18 protein-coding genes are annotated in these 20,378 nt (G+C 72.7%); 10 read left to right on the top strand and 8 right to left on the bottom strand.

What is annotated here, in order from left to right; genetic code table 11:
• The 5 genes from SSQG_RS29795 to argF form a co-directional block, all read left to right on the top strand.
• Positions 1–628 (top strand): alpha/beta fold hydrolase (locus SSQG_RS29795; protein ID WP_003993644.1); only part of this gene is annotated, 628 nt, incomplete at its 5' end.
• Entirely contained in the window at positions 625–1,752 is a 1,128-nt protein-coding gene (locus tag SSQG_RS29800) for an effector-associated domain 2-containing protein (protein WP_003993645.1), read from the top strand. The genes SSQG_RS29795 and SSQG_RS29800, both read left to right, overlap by 4 nt.
• 422 nt (positions 1,753–2,174) lie before the next feature.
• Complete coding sequence (locus SSQG_RS29805) at positions 2,175–3,863, top strand: HEXXH motif domain-containing protein (protein WP_039933907.1); 1,689 nt, start codon at positions 2,175–2,177, stop codon at positions 3,861–3,863.
• A 108-nt stretch (positions 3,864–3,971) separates the two neighbouring features.
• Complete coding sequence (locus tag SSQG_RS29810) at positions 3,972–5,195, top strand: arginine deiminase (protein ID WP_003993647.1); 1,224 nt, start codon at positions 3,972–3,974, stop codon at positions 5,193–5,195.
• An 87-nt stretch (positions 5,196–5,282) separates the two neighbouring features.
• Entirely contained in the window at positions 5,283–6,290 is a 1,008-nt protein-coding gene (gene argF / locus SSQG_RS29815) for an ornithine carbamoyltransferase (protein ID WP_003993648.1), read from the top strand.
• Between the two features lie 12 nt (positions 6,291–6,302).
• On the opposite strand, the gene SSQG_RS29820 is transcribed toward argF, so the two are convergent.
• On the bottom strand, positions 6,303–6,770 hold the full coding sequence (locus SSQG_RS29820; protein ID WP_003993649.1) for an ATP-binding protein: 468 nt from the start codon (positions 6,768–6,770) through the stop codon (positions 6,303–6,305).
• A gap of 308 nt (positions 6,771–7,078) precedes the next feature.
• Between SSQG_RS29820 and SSQG_RS29825 the strand changes: the two genes are divergently transcribed.
• Both SSQG_RS29825 and SSQG_RS29830 read left to right on the top strand, forming a co-directional pair.
• Positions 7,079–7,906, top strand: a complete 828-nt coding sequence (locus SSQG_RS29825) for an enoyl-CoA hydratase family protein (protein ID WP_003993650.1) — start codon at positions 7,079–7,081, stop codon at positions 7,904–7,906.
• Positions 7,891–10,248 (top strand): bifunctional salicylyl-CoA 5-hydroxylase/oxidoreductase, encoded by a 2,358-nt coding sequence (locus SSQG_RS29830; RefSeq protein ID WP_039933911.1) that lies wholly within the window; start codon positions 7,891–7,893, stop codon positions 10,246–10,248. Before SSQG_RS29825 ends, SSQG_RS29830 begins: the two co-directional genes overlap by 16 nt.
• 18 nt (positions 10,249–10,266) lie before the next feature.
• Here SSQG_RS29830 and SSQG_RS29835 read toward each other — a convergent pair whose 3' ends face one another.
• Together SSQG_RS29835 and SSQG_RS29840 are read right to left on the bottom strand one after the other, a co-directional pair.
• The gene (locus SSQG_RS29835) at positions 10,267–11,094 is read right to left on the bottom strand and encodes a PaaX family transcriptional regulator (protein WP_003993652.1); all 828 of its coding nucleotides are present in this window, start codon (positions 11,092–11,094) and stop codon (positions 10,267–10,269) included.
• Between the two features lie 15 nt (positions 11,095–11,109).
• Complete coding sequence (locus SSQG_RS29840; RefSeq protein WP_039933914.1) at positions 11,110–12,732, bottom strand: AMP-binding protein; 1,623 nt, start codon at positions 12,730–12,732, stop codon at positions 11,110–11,112.
• 128 nt (positions 12,733–12,860) lie between these two features.
• On the opposite strand from SSQG_RS29840, the gene SSQG_RS29845 reads away from it, so the two are divergent.
• Positions 12,861–13,991: an acyl-CoA dehydrogenase family protein gene (locus SSQG_RS29845; RefSeq protein ID WP_039935513.1), complete on the top strand. Its 1,131-nt coding sequence runs from the start codon at positions 12,861–12,863 to the stop codon at positions 13,989–13,991.
• A complete protein-coding gene (locus SSQG_RS29850; protein ID WP_003993655.1) occupies positions 13,988–14,386 on the top strand; it encodes a RidA family protein in 399 nt (132 codons plus the stop codon). Before SSQG_RS29845 ends, SSQG_RS29850 begins: the two co-directional genes overlap by 4 nt.
• A 13-nt stretch (positions 14,387–14,399) precedes the next feature.
• Here the strand turns inward: SSQG_RS29850 and SSQG_RS29855 are convergent, their stop codons facing one another.
• The gene (locus tag SSQG_RS29855) at positions 14,400–14,594 is read right to left on the bottom strand and encodes a DUF5999 family protein (RefSeq protein WP_039933917.1); all 195 of its coding nucleotides are present in this window, start codon (positions 14,592–14,594) and stop codon (positions 14,400–14,402) included.
• A 243-nt stretch (positions 14,595–14,837) separates the two neighbouring features.
• Here SSQG_RS29855 and SSQG_RS29860 point away from each other — a divergent pair, with 243 nt between their 5' ends.
• Positions 14,838–15,308, top strand: coding sequence for a DUF6299 family protein (locus SSQG_RS29860; protein ID WP_039933919.1), 471 nt, complete (start codon positions 14,838–14,840; stop codon positions 15,306–15,308).
• Here SSQG_RS29860 and SSQG_RS29865 read toward each other — a convergent pair.
• From SSQG_RS29865 to SSQG_RS29880, 4 genes are all read right to left on the bottom strand, one after another.
• Positions 15,289–16,077 (bottom strand): class I SAM-dependent methyltransferase, encoded by a 789-nt coding sequence (locus SSQG_RS29865; RefSeq protein ID WP_003993658.1) that lies wholly within the window; start codon positions 16,075–16,077, stop codon positions 15,289–15,291. The genes SSQG_RS29860 and SSQG_RS29865 overlap by 20 nt on opposite strands.
• Positions 16,078–16,166: 89 nt before the next feature.
• A complete protein-coding gene (locus tag SSQG_RS29870; protein ID WP_039933921.1) occupies positions 16,167–17,363 on the bottom strand; it encodes an aminotransferase class V-fold PLP-dependent enzyme in 1,197 nt (398 codons plus the stop codon).
• 5 nt (positions 17,364–17,368) lie between these two features.
• The gene (locus tag SSQG_RS29875; protein WP_003993660.1) at positions 17,369–18,688 is read right to left on the bottom strand and encodes a pyridoxal-phosphate dependent enzyme; all 1,320 of its coding nucleotides are present in this window, start codon (positions 18,686–18,688) and stop codon (positions 17,369–17,371) included.
• The gene (locus SSQG_RS29880) at positions 18,685–20,151 is read right to left on the bottom strand and encodes a Y4yA family PLP-dependent enzyme (protein ID WP_039933923.1); all 1,467 of its coding nucleotides are present in this window, start codon (positions 20,149–20,151) and stop codon (positions 18,685–18,687) included. Before SSQG_RS29880 ends, SSQG_RS29875 begins: the two co-directional genes overlap by 4 nt.
• Between the last annotated feature and the right edge of the window lie 227 nt (positions 20,152–20,378).

The raw sequence follows: 20,378 nt of genomic DNA on the forward strand, positions 1-20,378 counted from the left end.
CGACGCCGACTCCCCGCTCGTCCCCGTAGGCCAGACGCGGGACGCCGTCACCGACCGGATCGCCGAGGCCCTCGGCGCACCACCCCGGGGTTCGGAGCGGGGACTGCGCTCCTGCCTGCTGCGGTCGGCCGGAGCCATGGCCGCGCGGGCCGTGGAGCGCCGCCGACGTGCTCTCACCGAAGCGGCCCACCCCTCCGCCGGTGACATCCTGCGCTACCTGAGCCGGGGCGCGGCCTTCCGGGACGGCCTGCGCGCCCTCGTCGCCGGCCTGGAGCCGCCCGTCGCCCTGGTCGGCCACAGCCTCGGCGGCATCATCGCCCTCGACACGCTGATCTCCGCCCCGCTGCCGCAGGTCGGCCTCCTGGTGACGGCCGGCTCCCAGGGACCCTTCCTCTACGAGTCGGGCTCCCTGCCGTCCCTCGAACATCCCGCGCCCCTGCCCTCGCACGTCCCCACCTGGCTGAACCTGTACGACCCACGCGATCTGCTCGGCTACGTCGGCGCGGGACTCTTCCCGGGCCGCGTCACCGATGTCCGCGTCGACAGCGGCCAGCCGTTCCCCGCCGCGCACAGCGCCTACTGGACGAACCCCGCCGTGTACCGCCACATCGTCGACCACCTGCCATGACCGGGCCGGTTCCGCCCGTCGACCCGGCCCGCGTGCATGCCCTCGTCGTCGGGATAGAGACGTACGAGGCCGGCGACGCCTGGCGGCTGCCCGGACCAGCCCGGGACGCCGTACGGTTCTGGCGGCTGCTGCGGGACGCCGGGGTGCCGGAGCCGCAAGTGCGCCTGCACCTGGCCCCGTTGCCACCGTACGACCCGCAAGTCCCACACGGTCCTGCGGACCATGCGACGCTGCGCAGGGTCCTCGTGCGTGAACTGTCCGCAGCACAGGGCGACATGCTGTGGGTGTGGTGGGGCGGACACGGGGTGCTGGACCGGGCCGGGCGCCTGCGGCTGTTCTGCGCGGACGCGGGCGTCGCCGACAAGGTGGGCATCGACCTGGACTCCGCGCTCACCCGGTACACGAGTGACGCCGTGCCCGGGCTGCGCGAGCAGATGTGGATCGTGGACGCCTGCGAGACCTTCGAGGAGGACCTCGCTTTCCAGGAGGCGCTGCCCGCCGACGCCCTGCCCGTGGGCCGGCCCGACCTCGTGCACCGGCAGACCGTGCTGCGCGCCGCCGGCCGGGGCAGGGCGGCGGCCAACGATCCCGTCCGGGCCACCGGCCTGTTCTCCGACGTCCTGCTCGGTCTGCTGGCCGACCGGAGGGCCGTTCTGCCCGCACCGCCGGATCCGGAGGAACTGTTTCCGGCCGTTCGAGCGCGCATCGCGGCCCTCAGGGAAGAGGGCCGTACTCTTCAGCACCCCGAGATCCGGCTCCAGAACCCCGATCGCACCGAGACCCTGCCGCCGGCCGTACCGCCCGCCGCACCGCAATCCCTCACAGCGTTGCAGCGGGCAGTGGAGGCGATGCTCGCCTACCCACTGATGGGTGACCCGGAGGAACGGCAGACGGTCCTGACCGCGCTGAACCCCCGTGTCACAGCCGTACTGCGCCGTCACAGCAAGGCGCGCACCGATGTTGTCAACATTCTCGGCGGGCTCGCCCGGCGGAACCCGGAGGCACTGTGGGACCTGTTCGACGCCGTCGTGTCCGTTGACGACGACCCCGGACTGAAGGCAGAACTCGCCGCCGCTCTGGCCGCGTTGGCGCCCTTGTCGGCGCGTCGGCTTGATCGCCAGTGATCAGTGGCGTGATCGTACGGTTTTCGCCCCCGGGGGTATTGGCCATGATGGAAAGACACGGGGCATCGCGTGCCACCGTGCGAGAAGGGGGAGCACCTTGGAGCAGCCGCCCGCCCTGCGCCACGTCGCAGCCGCACCTGAACCGGTCGTCGTCGCTGCCCGGACGGATGTCTGGGAGTCCGACCTGGCGGACCTCGCGGCGCTGCCCCTGAGCGCTGTGGACGGTCTCCCCACCTTGCCCCCCACCACACGACTGCTGACCGAGGTGTTGCGCGCCCGCAGCAGCATGAGGAGTGGTGAGGGACCGGGGGGCGCCCGAGCCGATTAGGCCGACGCCGTCCCGACGGCAGAACCCCGGTGCGACACCCGCACACGCACCGGGGTCCCCGCATGTCCACCACCCCGACCGGAGGTCCGCGACGATGACCAGCGAGCAGCACCTCGCTCCCTTCCGTATGCCGGACCGGCTGTTCGCGGAGCTGGCCGCCGGAGGTGGCTCGCCGGCGGCCGTCGCCTTCCTCGAACGGGCAGAGCGCGCGCGGCGGTTGCTGCTCCTGCGCACGCTCCTCGACGATCTCGACGTCCTGCGCACGCCTCTCACCCCGGTCGCCGAAGCCTGGCGGGTGCTCAAGGAGGCGGCCGAGAAGTCGCCCGAGCCGGTCGAACGCCTCCTGCTGGCCCCGGCGACCGGCGGCTGGATCTCCCACATGCTGCGCCGGGTGCACGGCACGGCCGGCGGGCCGCCGCTCTGGGCAGAGGCGGGCCACCTGAGTGCGCTCGCCCTCTCGGCGTCCTTGCACGCGGGCACGGAGACCGCCTTCGATGTCGCCCTGACCGACGGGCGGTTGCCCCTGCCCGGTCTCGGCATGGTCAGACTCCCCGGCGCGCAGGAGAGCCTGGCGGTCGGCCGAGCCTCGGCGGCCAGGGGAGAGCTGACGGTCACCGGACCGGGCCGCGCGGCCGGCTCGGTGCGGGTGACCTGCCATCCGCTGGCGCAGCGTGCCGGCACCGACACCTGGTTGCCGCTGCGCACCCTCACCCACCCCGCCTCCGACGGTACGGCTTCTTTCACCGTCGTACTCGAAGACCTCGACCCCTACCGCGATCTCGACGACCACCTGCCCCCCGCCCGGCTCGACGAGGGCGAGGCACGCGAGTGGCAACGGCTGTTCGGCGAGGCCGCGCGGATCCTCGCCCGCCCGGGTACGCCGGGCCCCGGGCGGGTCGACCCGGCCATGATCCGGGCGATCGTGCCCTTCGGACGCACCGCCGTCAGCCCGCCCCCACCGCCCTTCGTCCAGGTGTCGGCCTCCAGCGGCGACTCCTTCGGCGGCATGCTCATCGTCCGCCCGTCCTCCCCGCTCGCCCTCGCCGAGACCCTCGTGCACGAGCTCCAGCACAGCAAGCTGGCCGCCCTCCTCCACCTGTTCCCGCTGCTGGAGGACGACCGGGCCGAGCGCTACTACGCCCCCTGGCGCACCGACCCCCGCCACCTCACCGGCCTGCTGCACGGCGTGTACGCCTTCACCGGCGTCGCGGGATTCTGGCGGGACCGCCTGGCCGGGGCGCCGGACGAGCGCACGGCGGACACGGCCGGGTACCACTTCGCGCTGCGCCGCCTGCAGAGCCGCCTGGTCGTGCGCACCCTGCTCACGGAGGGCCGGCTCACCCCGCAGGGACGGGCCCTGGTGTCCGGCCTCGCCCGCACCCTGGACGGCTGGCTGCGTGAGCCGGTCCCGGACGGCGCCCTCACCCGGGCCCGCACGGCCGCGGCGCTGCACCGCACCGAGTGGCGGCTGCGCAACGTCGACCCCGCGGCACGGGCACCGTCGGACGGCCCCCGCTTCCGGGCCGACCGCACCTTCTGGCCCGACGACCGCACCCACGCCTTCGCCACCCGCCCCGTCGCCCCGCACACCGCCGACGAGCACCTCGCCGCCGGTGACACGGCCGCCGCGCTCGCCGGATACGCGGAGCAACTGGCCGCCGACCCCGCCGAGCCGCACGCCCTGGCCGGGTGGATCGTCGCCCGGGCCGCGCACGATCCGGGCCGGGCGACCCGGCGCATGCTGGCCCGGCCCGAACTGCTCCAGCCGCTGCCGAGCGGCTGACCGCGGACGTACCCCTCCGGCGCGTTGTCGTCAGGCGGACGCGAACAAGAGTCCGCGGAAACGTGCGAGCAGCGCGTCAACGGACGCTCCGATGGTCAGGATGGAGGCATGGCATACCACGTCCACTCCGAGGCCGGGCGGCTGCGCCGCGTCATCCTGCACCGGCCCGATATCGAGCTCAAAAGGCTCACCCCGAGCAACAAGACCTCGCTGCTCTTCGACGACGTGCTGTGGGTGCGCAGGGCCCGCGCCGAGCACGACGGGTTCGCCGACGTGCTGCGCGACCGCGGTGTCACCGTCCACCTCTTCGGTGACCTGCTGGCCGAGACCCTTCAGGTCCCGGCGGCCAGGACCCTCGTCCTGGACCGGGTCTTCGACGAGAAGGAGTACGGCCCGCTGGCCACCGACCACCTGAGAGCCGCCTTCGAGCACCTGCCCGCGCGGGAACTGGCCGAGCTCCTGGTCGGCGGCATGACCAAACGCGAGTTCCTGGACGGGCACCCGGAGCCGACCTCGGTGCGCTTCCACGTCATGGACCTGGACGACTTCCTGCTGGACCCCCTGCCCAACCACCTCTTCACCCGCGACACCTCCGCCTGGATCTACGACGGCGTCTCCATCAACGCGATGCGCTGGCCCGCACGGCAGCGCGAGACCGTGCACTTCGAGGCGATCTACCGGCACCACCCGCTGTTCCGCGACGAGACCTTCCACGTGTGGTCCGAGGGGCAGCCCGACTACCCGTCCACCATCGAGGGCGGGGACGTGCTCGTCATCGGCAACGGGGCCGTCCTCATCGGGATGAGCGAGCGCACCACACCCCAGGCCGTCGAGATGCTCGCGCACAAGCTGTTCGCCGAGGGTTCCGCCGAGACGATCGTGGCCCTCGACATGCCCAAGCGGCGGGCCTTCATGCACCTCGACACCGTGATGACCATGGTCGACGGCGACACCTTCACCCAGTACGCGGGCCTCGGCATGCTCCGCTCGTACACCATCGAGCCGGGCGTCGGCGAGAAGGAGCTGAAGGTCACCGACCATCCGCCGGAGCACATGCACCGCGCGATCGCCGCCGCGCTCGGCCTCAACGAGATCCGGGTGCTGACCGCCACCCAGGACGTGCACGCGGCCGAACGCGAGCAGTGGGACGACGGCTGCAACGTCCTGGCCGTCGAACCCGGTGTGGTGGTCGCCTACGAGCGGAACGCCACCACCAATACCCACCTGCGCAAACAGGGCATCGAGGTGATAGAGATCCCGGGGAGTGAGCTGGGGCGGGGGAGGGGCGGGCCGCGGTGCATGAGCTGCCCGGTCGAACGGGAGCCGGTGTAGGCCCCCGACCGCCCCGTATATACATGCTGAGCTTCGTATAGTATTCCAGGAGTCGTTGTTCCCCACCCGCATCCCTGGAGCGCCCCCATGGCGACAGTCCCGACCGCCCTCGCCGGCCGCCACTTCCTCAAGGAGCTGGACTTCACCGAGGAGGAGTTCCGCGGTCTGGTCGAGCTGGCCGCCGAGCTGAAGGCCGCCAAGAAGGCCGGGACCGAGACCCAGTACCTGCGGGGCCGGAACATCGCGCTGATCTTCGAGAAGACCTCCACCCGCACCCGCTGCGCCTTCGAGGTCGCGGCCGCCGACCAGGGCGCCTCGACGACGTACCTCGACCCGTCCGGCTCGCAGATCGGCCACAAGGAGTCGGTCAAGGACACCGCGCGGGTGCTGGGCAGGATGTACGACGGGATCGAGTACCGGGGCGACAGTCAGCGGAAGGTGGAGGAGCTGGCCGCGTACGCCGGTGTCCCCGTCTACAACGGGCTCACCGACGACTGGCACCCCACCCAGATGCTCGCCGACGTGCTGACCATGACGGAGCACTGCGCCAAGCCGCTGAGCGGGATCGCCTTCGCGTACCTCGGCGACGCCCGCTTCAACATGGGCAACTCCTACCTGATCACCGGCGCCCTGCTCGGCATGGACGTGCGCCTGGTCGCCCCGAAGGCGTACTGGCCGGCCGAGGAGGTCGTCGACCGGGCCCGAGCGCTCGCCGAGGACAGCGGCGCCCGCATCACGCTCACCGAGACCCTGGACGAGGGCGTCCGCGGCGCCGACTTCGTCGCCACCGACGTCTGGGTCTCCATGGGCGAGCCGAAGGAGGTCTGGGCGGAGCGCATCACCGCCCTCGCCCCGTACGCCGTGACCATGGACGTCCTGCGCGCCACCGGCAACCCGGACGTGAAGTTCCTGCACTGCCTGCCGGCCTTCCACGACCTCGGCACCAAGGTCGGCCAGGAGGTCCACGAGGCCCACGGCCTGTCGTACCTGGAGGTGTCGGACGAGGTCTTCGAGTCGGCGCACTCCGTCGTCTTCGACGAGGCGGAGAACCGCCTGCACACCATCAAGGCCGTCCTCGTCGCGACGCTCGGCTGAAGCCGGCGGCCGTCAGGCCGAAGGGCGCCGCTGGGCCGGCACCACGGGCAGCCTGAACCAGACGGCCTTGCCGGCCTCGGTCGGGCGGTGCCCGCACGACGAGCTCAGGGCGCGGATCAACAGCAGACCGCGCCCGTGTTCCTGCCACGGGTCGGGTGCCCCGATCGTCGGACAGGTGAGGTTCACGGGCGGCGCCGGATCGGTGTCGTGCACCTCGACCTGGCAGCCCGACGCCATCAGCTCCACGACCAGCTCGATCGGGGCCTCGCCGGAGGTGTGCTCCACGGCGTTGGCCACCAGCTCCGCCGTGAGCAGCTCGGCGGTGTCGCAGTCGGCCCCGTGGTCCCGCTCGGCCAGCGCCGTACGGACCAGGGCACGGGCCACCGGCACGGCCGCGGCGGTCCGCGGCAGCGCGACGCGCCAGGAGGCGGGGGCTGAGAAGAGTTCGTACACGGCGGGTCCGTTCATGGAGCAGGACATCCTGCTTTCAACCTGATGAATGGTACGGGGCCACTTCTCGGACGCGACCGAGGGGCGCCGCGGGGGAGCCGTCGGCCCCCTTGCCGCACGGCTTACCCAGGTGAACGCGGTGCCGCGCACGGCTGCGCCCGCCGTTACGCCGGTGTGGATGATCTGTGACGCATGTGACCGGCCCGGCGCACACCCGGGCTCACACCCATCCCTACCCGGACGGCCTATCGCGCAGTCATGACGACAGTCACGGATGAGTGATAACTTCGAGGGGTAGAGCTCAGTGAGGCAGTGCCCGCCCGAGGAGGCCGCACGTCATGAGTCCCTTCACCGGCTCCGCCGCCCGCACCCCCGGCTGGGAGCACCTGCGCGTCGGCATCACCGACGGCGTGGCCACCGTCACCCTCGCCCGCCCCGAGAAGCTCAACGCGCTCACCTTCGGCGCCTACGCCGACCTGCGCGACCTGCTCGCGGAGCTCTCCCGGGAGCGGTCCGTACGGGCCCTGGTCCTGGCCGGCGAGGGCCGCGGCTTCTGCTCCGGCGGTGACGTCGACGAGATCATCGGCGCCACCCTGGGCATGGACACCGCCCAGCTCCTGGACTTCAACCGCATGACCGGCCAGGTGGTCCGCGCCATCCGGGAGTGCCCGTTCCCGGTGATCGCGGCACTGCACGGCGTGGCGGCGGGCGCCGGTGCGGTACTCGCCCTGGCCGCCGACTTCCGCGTGGCGGACCCCACGGCCCGCTTCGCGTTCCTCTTCACCCGGGTGGGCCTCTCCGGCGGCGACATGGGCGCGGCCTACCTCCTGCCCCGCGTCGTCGGCCTGGGCCACGCGACCCGCCTGCTGATGCTGGGCGACCCGGTCCGCGCGACCGAGGCGGAACGCATCGGCCTGATCAGCGAACTGACGGAGGAGGGCCAGGCCGACGAGACAGCACAACAACTGGCCCACCGCCTCGCCCAGGGCCCGGCCTTGGCCTACGCCCAGACGAAGGCCCTGCTCACGTCGGAACTGGACATGCCCCTGGCGGCATCAGTGGAACTCGACGCCTCGACACAGGCACTCCTGATGACAGGAGAGGACTACGCCGAGTTCCACGCAGCGTTCACAGAGAAGCGCCCCCCGAAATGGAGCGGACGATAGTGGACGCACCTAAAGGGGCGCGGGGAACTGCGCGATCAGCCCCCACCCACCCGCACCCGCATCACGACACAAGCCACCCCCGACGCATCGCGATCATCGGCGGAGGCCCAGGAGGCCTCTACGCCGCCACCCTCCTCAAACGCCTGGACCCCACCCGCGACATCACCGTCTGGGAACGCAACGCCCCCGACGACACCTTCGGCTTCGGAGTGGTCCTCTCCGACGAGACCCTCGGCGGCATCGAACACGCCGACCCGCAGGTCTACGAAGCCCTCCAGAGGGACTTCGTCCGCTGGGACGACATCGACATCGTCCACCGCGACACCCTCCACACCTCCAGAGGCCACGGCTTCGCCGCACTCGGCAGGAAGCGCCTCCTGGAGATCCTCCACACCCGCTGCCGAGAACTCGGCGTCGACCTCCGCTTCCGCACCGAGGCCCCGAAGGACCTCCCGCAGACCCACGACCTCGTCATCGCCGCCGACGGAGTCCACAGCACCACCCGCGAGACCTACGCGAACGCCTTCCGCCCCCACCTCACCCCCCACCGCTGCCGCTACATCTGGCTCGCCGCCGACTTCCCCTTCGACGCCTTCCGCTTCGAGATCGCCGAGACCGAGCACGGCGTGATGCAACTGCACGCCTACCCCTTCGCCCCCGACGCCTCCACGGTGATCATCGAGATGCGCGAGGAGGTCTGGCACGCGGCCGGCTTCGACGAGCTCGACGAGGCCGAGTCGATCGAACGCTGCGCCAAGATCTTCGCGCAGGCGCTCCGCGACCGCCCCCTGAAGTCCAACAACTCCACGTGGACGACCTTCCGCACGGTCGTCAACGAGCGCTGGTCACACGGCAACGTCGTCCTGCTCGGCGACGCCGCCCACACCGCCCACTTCTCCATCGGTTCCGGCACCAAGCTCGCCGTCGAGGACGCCCTGGCCCTGGCCGCCTGCCTGGAGGAACGGGACACCCTGGAGGAGGCTCTGGCCGCCTACGAGGCGGAACGGCGGCCCGTCGTCGCCTCCACGCAGCGCGCGGCCCGGGCCAGCCTGGAGTGGTTCGAGAATCTCGCCCTCCACCTCGACCAGCCGCCCCGCCAGTTCGCCTTCAACCTGCTCACCCGAAGCCGCCGCGTCACGCACGAAAACCTTCGGCTCCGCGACCCACGCTTCACCGAGGCCGTGGAACGCGAGTTCGGCTGCCCGCCCGGCACACCGCCGATGTTCACCCCGTTCCGGCTGCGCGGCCTGACCCTGCGCAACCGGGTCGTCGTCTCGCCCATGGACATGTACTCGGCGGTCGACGGCGTCCCCGGTGACTTCCACCTCGTGCATCTCGGCGCGCGGGCGCTGGGCGGGGCCGGGCTGGTGATGACGGAGATGGTGTGCGTCAGCGAGGAGGGCCGGATCACGCCCGGCTGCGCCGGCCTCTACACCGGCCGGCAGGCCGAGGCGTGGCGGCGCGTCACCGAGTTCGTGCACGCGCAGGCGCCCGGAACCGCGATCGGCGTGCAGCTCGGCCACAGCGGCCGCAAGGGCTCCACGAAGGTGATGTGGGAGGGCATGGACGAGTCGCTGCCGGAGGGCAACTGGCCGCTCGTGGCCGCGTCCGCGCTCCCCTACAAGCCGTACGGCCAGACCCCGCGCGAGCTGTCCCGCGCGGGGCTCACCGACATCCGCGAGCAGTTCGCCGCCGCCGCCCAGCGCGCCGCCCGGGCCGGCTTCGACCTGCTCGAACTGCACTGCGCCCACGGCTACCTGCTCTCCGGCTTCCTCTCCCCGCTGACCAACCGCCGCACCGACGCCTACGGCGGCTCGCTGGAGAAGCGTCTCCGCTTCCCGCTGGAGGTCTTCGACGCCGTACGGGACGTGTGGCCGGGGGAGCGGCCCATGACCGTCCGGATCTCCGCGACCGACTGGGCGGAGGGCGGGACGAGTGCCGAGGACGCCGTCGAGATCGCCCGGGCCTTCGCCGCGCACGGGGCCGACGCGATCGACGTGTCGACGGGACAGGTCGTGGCGGACGAGCGGCCGGAGTTCGGGCGGTCGTACCAGACGCCGTTCGCCGACCGGATCCGGCACACCACCGGCGTCCCGGTGATCGCGGTCGGCGCGATCTCCTCCTGGGACGACGTCAACTCCCTCATCCTGGCGGGCCGTACGGACCTGTGCGCCCTGGCCCGCCCGCACCTCTACGACCCGCACTGGACGCTGCACGCGGCGGCCGAACAGGGCTACACGGGCCCGGGCGCCGAATGGCCGGCCCCGTACCGCGCGGGCAGCCGCCGCCCCCGGACGGGCCGTACGGACGCGCCCAAGCCGCGCCTCACGCTGGGCGGCTGAGCCCGCGGGCCGAGCCGTTCACCCCGGGGAGCCGAGCAGCCCCACGAAGTCGGCACCCGCGTCCCGCAGCCGCTCGTGCAGCCCCCGGAACACCGCCGCCGACCGGGCGCCCGGCCAGTCGCCGGGGAGCAGTTCGGAGGGCAGGCCGGGGTCGGCGTAGGGGAGGTGGCGCCAGGAGTCCAGGGCGAGGAGGTAGTCACGGTAGGCCTCCTCGGGCGGGGTGTCCGTTCGCTTCTCCCAGTCGTGCAGCACGCGCTCGTGACCGTCGAGGAACGCCTCGTGCTCCTTGGCGATGGCGGCCAGGTCCCACCAGCGGGCGACGGCCTCCGCGGTCGGCGCGAAGCCGAGGTGGTCACCGCGGAAGAGGTCGACGTACGCGTCGAGCCGCAGCCGCCGCAGGGTGTGCCGGGTCTCCTCGTACAGCCGCGCCGGCGCGACCCACACGCCCGGCGCCGCCGTGCCGAAACCGAGCCCGGCCAGCCGCGAGCGCAGCACGTGCCGCTTCTGCCGCTCGGACTCCGGCACGGAGAACACGGCGAGCACCCAGCCCTCGTCCCCGGGCGGGGCCGTGGCGTAGATGCGCCGGTCGCCGTCGTCGAGCAACTGCCGTGCGTCCGGGGACAGTTCGTACCCGGCCGCGCCCTGGGCGGTGCGGGCGGGCACGAGCAGTCCGCGTCTCTTCAGCCGCGACACCGAGGAGCGTACGGACGGGGCGTCCACGCCGACCGCGGCGAGCAGCCGGATCAGTTCGGCGACGGGCACGGGGCCCGGGACGAATCGGCCGTACGCGCCGTAGAGCGTGACGATGAGAGACCGTGGTGCATGCTGGTCGGACACGTTGATCATCTTAGGTCGTGCGGTTCACTCCCGGTCGGTTTTGATGTCGTCGTCCGGGTCTCCCACGGCGCGCAGCCTGAACCGCTGGAGTTTGCCGGTGGCGGTGCGCGGCAGCGCGTCCAGGAAGACGATCTCGCGCGGGCACTTGTACGGGGCCAGCTCCGCCTTCACGAAGGAGCGCAGCGCCTCGGCGTCCCTCTCGGCGCCTTCCTTGAGGACGGTGAAGGCCACCACGACCTGCCCGCGTGCCGCGTCGGGCCGTCCCACGACCGCCGTCTCCACCACGTCCGGGTGCCGCAGCAGCGCGTCCTCGACCTCCGGCCCGGCGATGTTGTACCCGGCCGAGATGATCATGTCGTCGGCGCGGGCGACGTACCGGAAGTAGCCGTCGGGTTCGCGGACGTAGGTGTCGCCGGTGATGTTCCAGCCGCCGCGTACGTACTCCCGTTGCCGCGGGTCGGCGAGGTACCGGCAGCCGACCGGGCCGCGTACCGCGAGCAGCCCCGGCTCCCCGTCGGGCAGCGGCTCGCCGTGCTCGTCCTGCACGCGCGCCTGCCAGCCCGGCACGGGAACGCCCGTGGTCCCGGGCCGGATCCGCTCGTCGGCCGCGGAGACGAAGATGTGCAGCAGCTCGGTGGCGCCGATGCCGTTGATGACGCGTACGCCCGTGCGCTCGTGCCAGGCCCGCCAGGTGGCCGCCGGCAGGTTCTCCCCGGCCGAGACGCAGCGGCGCAGCGACGACACGTCGTGCCCGTCGAGTTCGTCGAGCATCGCGCGGTACGCCGTCGGTGCCGTGAACAGGACGGAGACCCGGTGCCGTGCGATGGCGGGCAGCAGCTGCTTCGGGCCGGCCTGTTCGAGCAGCAGGGCGCTCGCCCCGGCCCGCAGCGGGAAGACCACCAGGCCGCCCAGGCCGAAGGTGAAGCCCAGCGGTGGGCTGCCCGTGAACACGTCGTCCGCGCACGGCCGCAGTACGTGCCGGGAGAAGGTGTCGGCGATCGCCAGGACGTCCCGGTGGAAGTGCATACAGCCCTTGGGGCGGCCGGTGGTGCCGGAGGTGAAGGCGATCAGCGCCACGTCGTCGGCCGCCGTGTCGACGGCCTCGTACGGCGTCCCGGGCGCCATGCGGTGGAACAGGTCGTCCGGGGCGTCACCGCCGTAGGTCGTGATCCGCAGGTCCGGGACCTCGGCCTTGGCGAGGTCGTCGACGGCCCGGACGTCGCACAGCGCGTGCCGGACCCGGGCGATCTCGCACATCGTGCTCAGCTCGTGCGGGCGCTGCTGGGCCAGCACCGTGACCGCGACGGCCCCCGCCTTCAGCACCGCCAGCCAGCAGGCCGCGAGCCACGGTGTGGTGGGGCCGCGCAGCAGCACGCGGTTGCCGGGGACGACACCGAGTTCGCCGGTGAGCAGGTGAGCGACGCGGTCGACGCGGGCGCGCAGATCGGCGTACGTCCACGGCTCGCCGGTCTCGGTGAGGAACGCCGGGCGGTCGTCGGGCGGGCCGCTGAGCAGTTCGGCGGCGCAGTTGAGCCGTTCGGGGTAGCGCAGCTCCGGCAGGTCGAAGCGGAGTTCGGGCCATTGGTCCGGGGGTGGCAGATGATCGCGGGCGAAGCTGTCGACGTGGGCCGTGCTCCGTGGATGCATACGGTTCGCCCCCTCGGCGTGGTGGGCTCGCTCCTGGAGCGTATCGTGTTGGTGACGACAGTCAACGGTCCGCGATAGCCTCGGAGTGGCCCGGCCCGGGAGGCGGGGTGGCGGAGAAGGGACCGGCGATGACCGCATTCTCGCTCGAACCGGCACAACTCGCCTGGTGCGCCGAGCTGCGCATCCTGGCCGCCGAGCGGCTCCGCCCGCTGGCCGACAAGGGCGAACCGGGCCGGGTGAACCGCGCCCTGGTCGCCGAACTGGGCGGCCTCGGACTGCTCGCCCGGCTGTTCACCTCCGGTGCCCTCGACCTGTGCCTGATGCGCGAGTCCCTCGCCTACGGCTGCACGGAGGCCGAGACGGCCCTCGCCCTCCAAGGCCTCGGCGCGCACCCCGTCCACGCCCACGGCACCGCGTCCCAACGCGCCCGCTGGCTGCCCCGGGTGGCCGACGGCACGGCGGTCGCGGCCTTCGCGCTGAGCGAGCCGGGCGCGGGATCGGACGCGGCGGCGCTGGCGTTGCGGGCCGAGGGGGACCACGCCACCGGGTGGCGGCTCAGCGGGCAGAAGCGCTGGATCTCCAACGCCCCCGAGGCCGACTTCTACACCGTCTTCGCCCGGACCGCTCCCGGTGCGGGGGCACGCGGCGTCACCGCCTTCCTCGTGCCCGCCGACCGCCCGGGCCTGACCGGCACCGCACTCGACATGCTCTCCCCGCACCCGATCGGCGCACTCGACTTCGACGCCGTTCCGGTGACGGCCGACGACGTGCTCGGCGAGGTGGACCGCGGCTTCCGCGTCGCCATGGGCACCCTCAACCTGTTCCGCCCGAGCGTCGGCGCCTTCGCGGTCGGCATGGCCCGGGCGGCCCTCGACGCGACCCTCGCCCACACCGCCGGCCGGGACGCCTTCGGGGGCAAGCTGAAGGACCTTCAGGCCGTCTCCCACCAGGTCGCCGAGATGGCCCTGCGCACCGAGGCGGCCCGCCTGATGGTCTACGCGGCGGCGACGGCGTACGACGACGACGCCCCGGACGTGCCCCAGCGCGCCGCCATGGCGAAACTGCTCGCCACCGAGACCGCGCAGTACGTCGTCGACACGGCCGTCCAACTGCACGGCGCCCGCGCGCTGCAACGCGGCCACCTGCTCGAACACCTCTACCGCGAGGTCCGCGCCCCGCGCGTCTACGAGGGGGCCAGCGAGGTGCAGCGCGGCATCATCGCCAAGGAGTTGTACGCAGCCCACGAGGAGGCCCGGTGACCACCGAGCGCGTCAACCCGCCCGAGCTGTCCCCGCCGACGGGCTTCTCCCACGCCGTCGTGGCCACCGGCTCCCGCGTGGTGTTCCTGGCGGGGCAGACCGCCCTCGACACCGACGGAAAGGTGGTCGGGCGGACCCTGCCCGAACAGTTCGAGAGGGCGCTGACGAACCTGCTCACCGCCCTCGCGGCGGCCGGCGGCACACCCGCCGACCTCGCCCGGGTCACCGTCCACGCCACGGACGTCGGGGCGTACCGCGCCCACGCCCCGGAACTGGGCCGCCTGTGGCGGAGGCTGGCGGGCCGTGACTATCCCGCCATGGCGGTCGTCGAGGTGGTCCGGCTGTGGGACGAGGAGGCGATGGTGGAACTGGACGGCTTCGCGGTGCTGCCGTGAGGTGACCTTCCGGTCAGGCCGCGACGGCCATCCGCTCCGCCGTCACGCGGTGCGGCTCCACCACGCGTCCGTCCGGCAGCAGCTCACCGGTGTCGTCGAAGACGATCGCCCCGTCGCACAGCAGGCTCCAGCCCTGCTCGGGGTGGGCGGCGACGACGTGCGCGGCGCGGGAGTCGGTCGCGGGGCACAGGGTCTGGTGGGCACACATGGCGCACCTCCACGTCGGTAGGGCCATCCGTAGGTTCGTATGACTCTTACGGACAGACGATGCTCCCGACTCGAAGCTGATCGGAACGGCTCGGAGCGAAGCGTGACAGGCCCCGGACATTCCCAGGACGGTTCCACGACGGTCGGGGCGGATGCACCGCCGAAGGGGTGAGGACCGGTTGCGTCGGCCCGGGAGCCCGGTTCGAGTGGAGGGGACATCTCACTCCTATCGGGAGGTTCCCCTGTGCGTGTACGTCCCCTCCTCGGCGCGGCGACCGGTGCCGTGCTGCTCCTGCTGACCGGAGCCACCGCCGCACCCGCCATCGCCGTACCCGCCACCGCCGTACCCCCCACCGCGTCCGCCGCCGCTCCGTCCGAGGACGTGACGGTCGACGCGGTGGGCCGGATCGCCGCCGACGGCACCATCACCCTCTCCGGCACCTATACCTGCGTGGACGCCACCGGCCCCGTCTACATCGGCTCCTCCGTCAGACAGGGCGCCTCGACGACCAGTTACGGCATCGGCGGCACCCGGGCCGTGTGCGACGGCGCGCAGCACCGCTGGCAGAACACGGGCCGCCCCACGCCCGGCGCGATCGTGCCCGGCGCGGTCCACGTCCAGGCCACGGTCCTGGAGCTGCGCCTCGTCGGCATCCTGCCCCTGCCGCGCCTGCACGCCGTGAAGGACCAGGACATCACCCTGACCCGGAGCTGAGCGCGCGATAGCGGACCGCGACGACCACGCAGCTGTCGCCGTACTGCCAGACCGGCCCCGCCGTGTCGAACCCCGCCTGCCGCAGCAGGCTCAGGTGGGTGGAGAGGGGGAGTTCGGCGGAACGGCCGGTGCCGCGCGGCGCCGTGCGGCACCGGCGCTCGGCGAGGAGGTCGGCCATCTCGGGGTCGTCGGCGACGGCCGTCCACCAGGACCCCCAGTCCTCCTGTGCGAACACCCGCTGCCGGTCGGCCCGGCACCGCCCGACATGAGCGGCGATGCGGGCCGGTCCCGTGTCGTCCTGGGGAAGGTGGTCGCCGTTGACGAGGACGCCACCGGGCCGCAGCAGCGTGGCGAGCTGCCGGTAGACGCGCAGGAGGGTGTCGCGGTCGAGGTAGTGCAGGGCCGTCGTGGAGACGGCCGCGTCCAGGGGCCGGTCCAGGTCCAGGGCCCAGGTCCAGCCGGGCGCCCCGATCTCCGCGTCGACGTAGCGGGCCGCGTCCGGGTGATGCGTCCGGCCCAGCTCCAGCAGCAGCGGGTCCCGGTCCACGGCCACCACCTGCGCGCCCGGCAACCGCCGGACCAGCCGGGCCGCCAGGGAGCCGGGCCCGCAGCCCAGGTCGACGACCAGCGGCCGGGGTGTCCCCGCCGTGACGTGTTCGACGACATCCGCGATCACCGTGAACCGCTCCTCGCGGTCGACGGCGTACCGCTGCTGCTGGAGCTCCCAGCGCTCCACCCACCGCTGCGCCGTCGCCAGACTCAGCCCCATCCGGTCGCGCCACCTCGCCGTACTCGAACCTGACTCTTCGGCCCGAGCCTACAGGTGGAAACGGTTCCCATTACGCATAGTCGGCGCGGTCACGAGAGTGAGGCGAGAACCGACAGCAGCCGGTCGATCTCCTCAACGGTGTTGTACACATGCAGACTCACCCGCACCGAACCGGTCTTCTCGCCCGCGTCGCCCTGGCAGTGGTTGTCCGAGCGGACCATGAAGCCGTGACTGAAGAGGACGAAGCCCAGATCGCCCGACTCGACGGCGCGGTGCCGCAGGGTCACGATGCCCCGGCGCCGCTGCACGGTCGAGTCGGCGGCCAGGCTGAGCGGGCAGCCGAGCACCTCGTAGGCGTCCAGGCGCCGCAGTCCGTCGGTGAGCCGGGCCGCCAGACCGGCCGTCCAGCGCTCGATCCGCTCGACACCTGCGGCGTCCAGCCAGTCCAGAGCCGCTTCCAGCGAGGCGATGCCCACGGTGTTCGGAGTGCCGCTCCACCCACCGGGCACGAAGGCCGGTCCCCGTTCCTGCCGGGCCCACACCGCCCCGGAGCCGGGCAGGGCCAGCGCCTTGTGCCCGGAGAAGACGACGAAGTCGACGTCCAACTCGGCCACCGACACCGGCAGATGGCCGACACTCTGCGCCGCGTCCAGACAGATGACCGCGTCCGGTCCGACCGCCCCGCGGATGCGGTGCACGTTCATGTCACCGCCGTAGACGTGGTGCACATGGGTCGCGGCGACGAACCGGGTACGCGGCCCGGCCCGTTCGGCCAGCGCCCGGTGGTCGTAGTCCCCGGAACCGCTCTGGTACGGCATCGGCACCACCCGGACGCGCACGCCCGCACCGGCGAGCAGCCGCTGGGCCTCCAGCCAGGGCTCGATGTTGGCCCGGTGGTCGGCGTCCGGTACGACGATCTCGTCGCCGTCGCGCAGGAACCCCGGCAGCCAGTCGCGGGCGATCGTGCGCAGCCCCTCGGTCGCGCCGCTGGTGAAGTGCACGGCGGAGCGCTCGGGCCGGTCGTCCCCGAGGAACCGGGCGACGCGCTCACGGGTCCGCTCGACCAGCTCCGTGGTCCGGTTGGCCCAGGTGTAGGTGCCGCGCGCGGAGTTGGCGTTGCCGGTGGTGAGATACGTCTGCACGGCGTCCAGAACGGCCCGCGGCTTCTGCGCCGTCGCCGCGCTGTCCAGGTACGCCAGCTCCGGGTGCCCGGTGATGATGGGGAACTGGGCGCGCAGCGCCTGCTGCCACGGGTGGAGGCCGTCGCGGACGGCCGGTGCGGTCATGCCGGTCAGTCCCGCACCAGGGGCGCGCCCGCGTCCCGCCAGGCGATGATGCCGCCGGCCAGACTGCGCACCTCCGGGTGGCCCATCCGGGTCAGCAGCGCCGCGTACCGGGCGGACTGCTCGCCCACCGGGCAGGCCAGCAGCACGGGCGTGCGCCGGCTGAAGGGCAGCCCGCCCCGCAGGAGTTCCAAGAACAGCTCGTCGACGATGTTGACCGACCCGTCGATGTGCAGCGCCGCGTACGCGAAGGGGCTGCGCAGGTCGACCACGAGCGGCCGGCCGGTGTCGATCCACCGCCGGGCTTCGGCCACGGTGACCGACGGCGCCCCGGCGACCTCGGCGTCGGTCAGGTCGGCGGGCGAGTTCTTCCGGGGCGGCCTGCCCAGCAGATCGGGCCGCCGCTGCCGGACGTAGCTCAGATAGCTCTCCACCCGGTCGCAGACGATGAACACCGCGGTCCGGCGCCCGGCCGACTCCTCGTCCAGCGCCCGCAGATGGCGGACGGCCCCGAAGTAGGCGGCGCCGCCGGTGGGCCCGCCCAGGATGCCGCAGCGGCGGTTCAGGGTCAGCATCCCCTCGATCGCCTCGTCGGCGGTCACCGACTCCATCGTGTCGTACGTCTCCGGGTCGAACAGGCCGACCTCCTGCACCTCGTCGATGGTGCGGATCCCGGGGATGAAGTCGGACTTGGCAGCGACCAGACCGAGCACCCGCACCGAGGGGTTCTCCTCGCGCAGCGCGCGGGCCACGCCCGTGGAGGAACCCGCCGTCCCCACGCACGCCACGAACCAGTCCGGCACCCGGCCGTCCAGGTCCTTGACGATCTCCGGCCCGGTGCCGGTGAGATGCGCCTCGGTGTTGCGCGGGTTGAAGTACTGGTCGGTGTGCAGATAGGTGCCGCCGGAGGCGGACAGGGTGCGGTGGAAGAGGGTCAGCGGATCGTCCGTCGCGCTCGGGTCCAGGCACTCGCTCTGACCCGGCAACTCCTCGATCTCCGCGCCGAGCAGCAGCAGGAGGTCCTTGATCTCCGGCACCCGCATCCGGTTGGTGACGCTTCTGAAGCCCAGGCCGTGCATGCCGGCGACGACCGCCAGCGCCTTCGCCGTGTTGCCGCTGGACAGCTCCACGACCTGGCTGTCGTGTTCGACCGCGTCGGCCAGCAGTGGGCGGGCCATGTTCCAGGCCGCACGGTCCTTGACCGAGCCCCACGGGTTGAGCATCTCCAGCTTGGCGAACAGGTCGATGTTCCGCAGCCCGTGCACGGCCGGGTCGATGCGCACCAGTGGCGTGTTGCCGATCGCCTCCGTGATGCTGTCGTACCTCACTGGGCTCCCCCCGAGGGCGTGGTCGGCCAGAACTGTTCGTCGAGGCACCAGCGCCACACGTCCCCGTCCTGCCAGGCGGCCGCCTTGCGGGCGGCGGGCTGGTACTGGGCGCGCGTGGCGTGGAAGTCCATGGCGTAGCCCGCGGTGTTGGCGAAGGCGAGCAGGTCACCGGGATCCGGGCGGCGCGGCAGGAACACCGTGCGCCGGGTGATGAGGTCGGTCTCCAGGCAGAGACCGCCGAAGAGGTGCACGGCGACGGGCCCCTCACCCGGCCCGGCTCCGCTTCTGGGGACGACGACCGGGTCCATCAGCACTCCGTGGTCCTCCAGGGCGATGTCGTCCGCCTTCGCGGCCAGCCGTACGAGCAGTTCCCCACCGGGTTCCGGGCCGCGGACCTCCAGGACCCGCGCCAGGCTGAGTCCGCACTGGTCCAGCAGGGCCCGGCCGGGCTCGGTGTGCAGGTCGTACAGGTGCTCCAGCAGCACCGCGGCCAGCGGGCGTCCGCCCAGCGAGGCGGCGGGCTGGGCCAGCAGATCGTCCAGGTAGGCGGCGCCGGCGACCGAGCGGTGGGCGGGGTAGAGGCCCAGCGTGCCGCGCAGGGTGCCGGACTCGTCGCGCAGCCCGTAGCCGTGACCACCCCACGTCAGGGGCGGGCGCCGGCCCAGCACGGCGGAGGTGAGCGCGCTCGTGTACGCCTCCCACTGCTCCCGTTCGGCGAGGTAGCTGACGCCGAACCCGCCGCCGACGTCCACGGCCCGGGGCCGTAACCCCCGGCTCCGGCAGGCCTCCAGGGCGGCCAGGGACCCTTCCAGGGCGGTCGCCTTCTCCGCGATGCCAGTGGTGTCCAGGTGGTAGCCGACGCCTGTCAGCTCGACCGCGTCCCCGTGCCGCTCGACCGACTTCAGCAGGGTGTCCAACTCCCTCACGGGCGTACCGAACCGGCTGCGACGGCTCAGCACCTTGACCCCCGACGCCTCGAACCCCGACAGCCGCAGCAGCACCCGCACCGGGGCGAGCCCGAACGTGCGCACCAGGGAGGCCAGTTGGTCCAGCTCGTCGGTCCCGTCCACGCTGACGGTCACGCCCGTACGGGCCGCGAGCCACAGGAACTCGGGGTTCTTCGGCCCCGTGGCCGTGATCCGGTCGGCGGTGAAACCGGCCCCGAGGGCGTGCTGCAACTCGCCCAGCGACGCGACGTCGACGCCCGCGTCCGTGGCGGCGAGGCGCCGCAGCAACGCGCTGGACCGGTTGGCCTTGTGGGCGTAGAAGACCTGGCCCGACAGGTGGTGCGCGCGGTACACCGACCGGAACCGCTCCAGGTTCTCCGCGATCTGGTCCGGCACCACGACGTGCAGGGGCGAGCCGAGCGCGTCGGTGAGCGAGTGCAGTGTCCCGGCCGCCGCCAGGAGCGACCTGAGCCGTGGTTCCAGCCGGGGTTCCAGATACAAGGGCCGGCCGTCCATGCGTGCTCCCTCCCCTGAAGCCGCTGCGCCCGGCATCCGGGCACGTCCGACACTCCCCGCGTTTCGCCGTATAGCCCCTATCCATTCTTCGGTCGCTTTACGCCCTGTATCGCCCAGGGAAGGCCGCCCGGCATGCGCCTCTCCCGCCCGGGGTACCCCGCACATCCGTCCGGCCGTGTACGCGCGGCCGTGTAGGAGGAGGGACGGGACTGTACATGTCCAGGGCC

Source organism: Streptomyces viridochromogenes DSM 40736 (genome assembly GCF_000158955.1).
GTDB lineage: Bacteria > Actinomycetota > Actinomycetes > Streptomycetales > Streptomycetaceae > Streptomyces > Streptomyces venetus.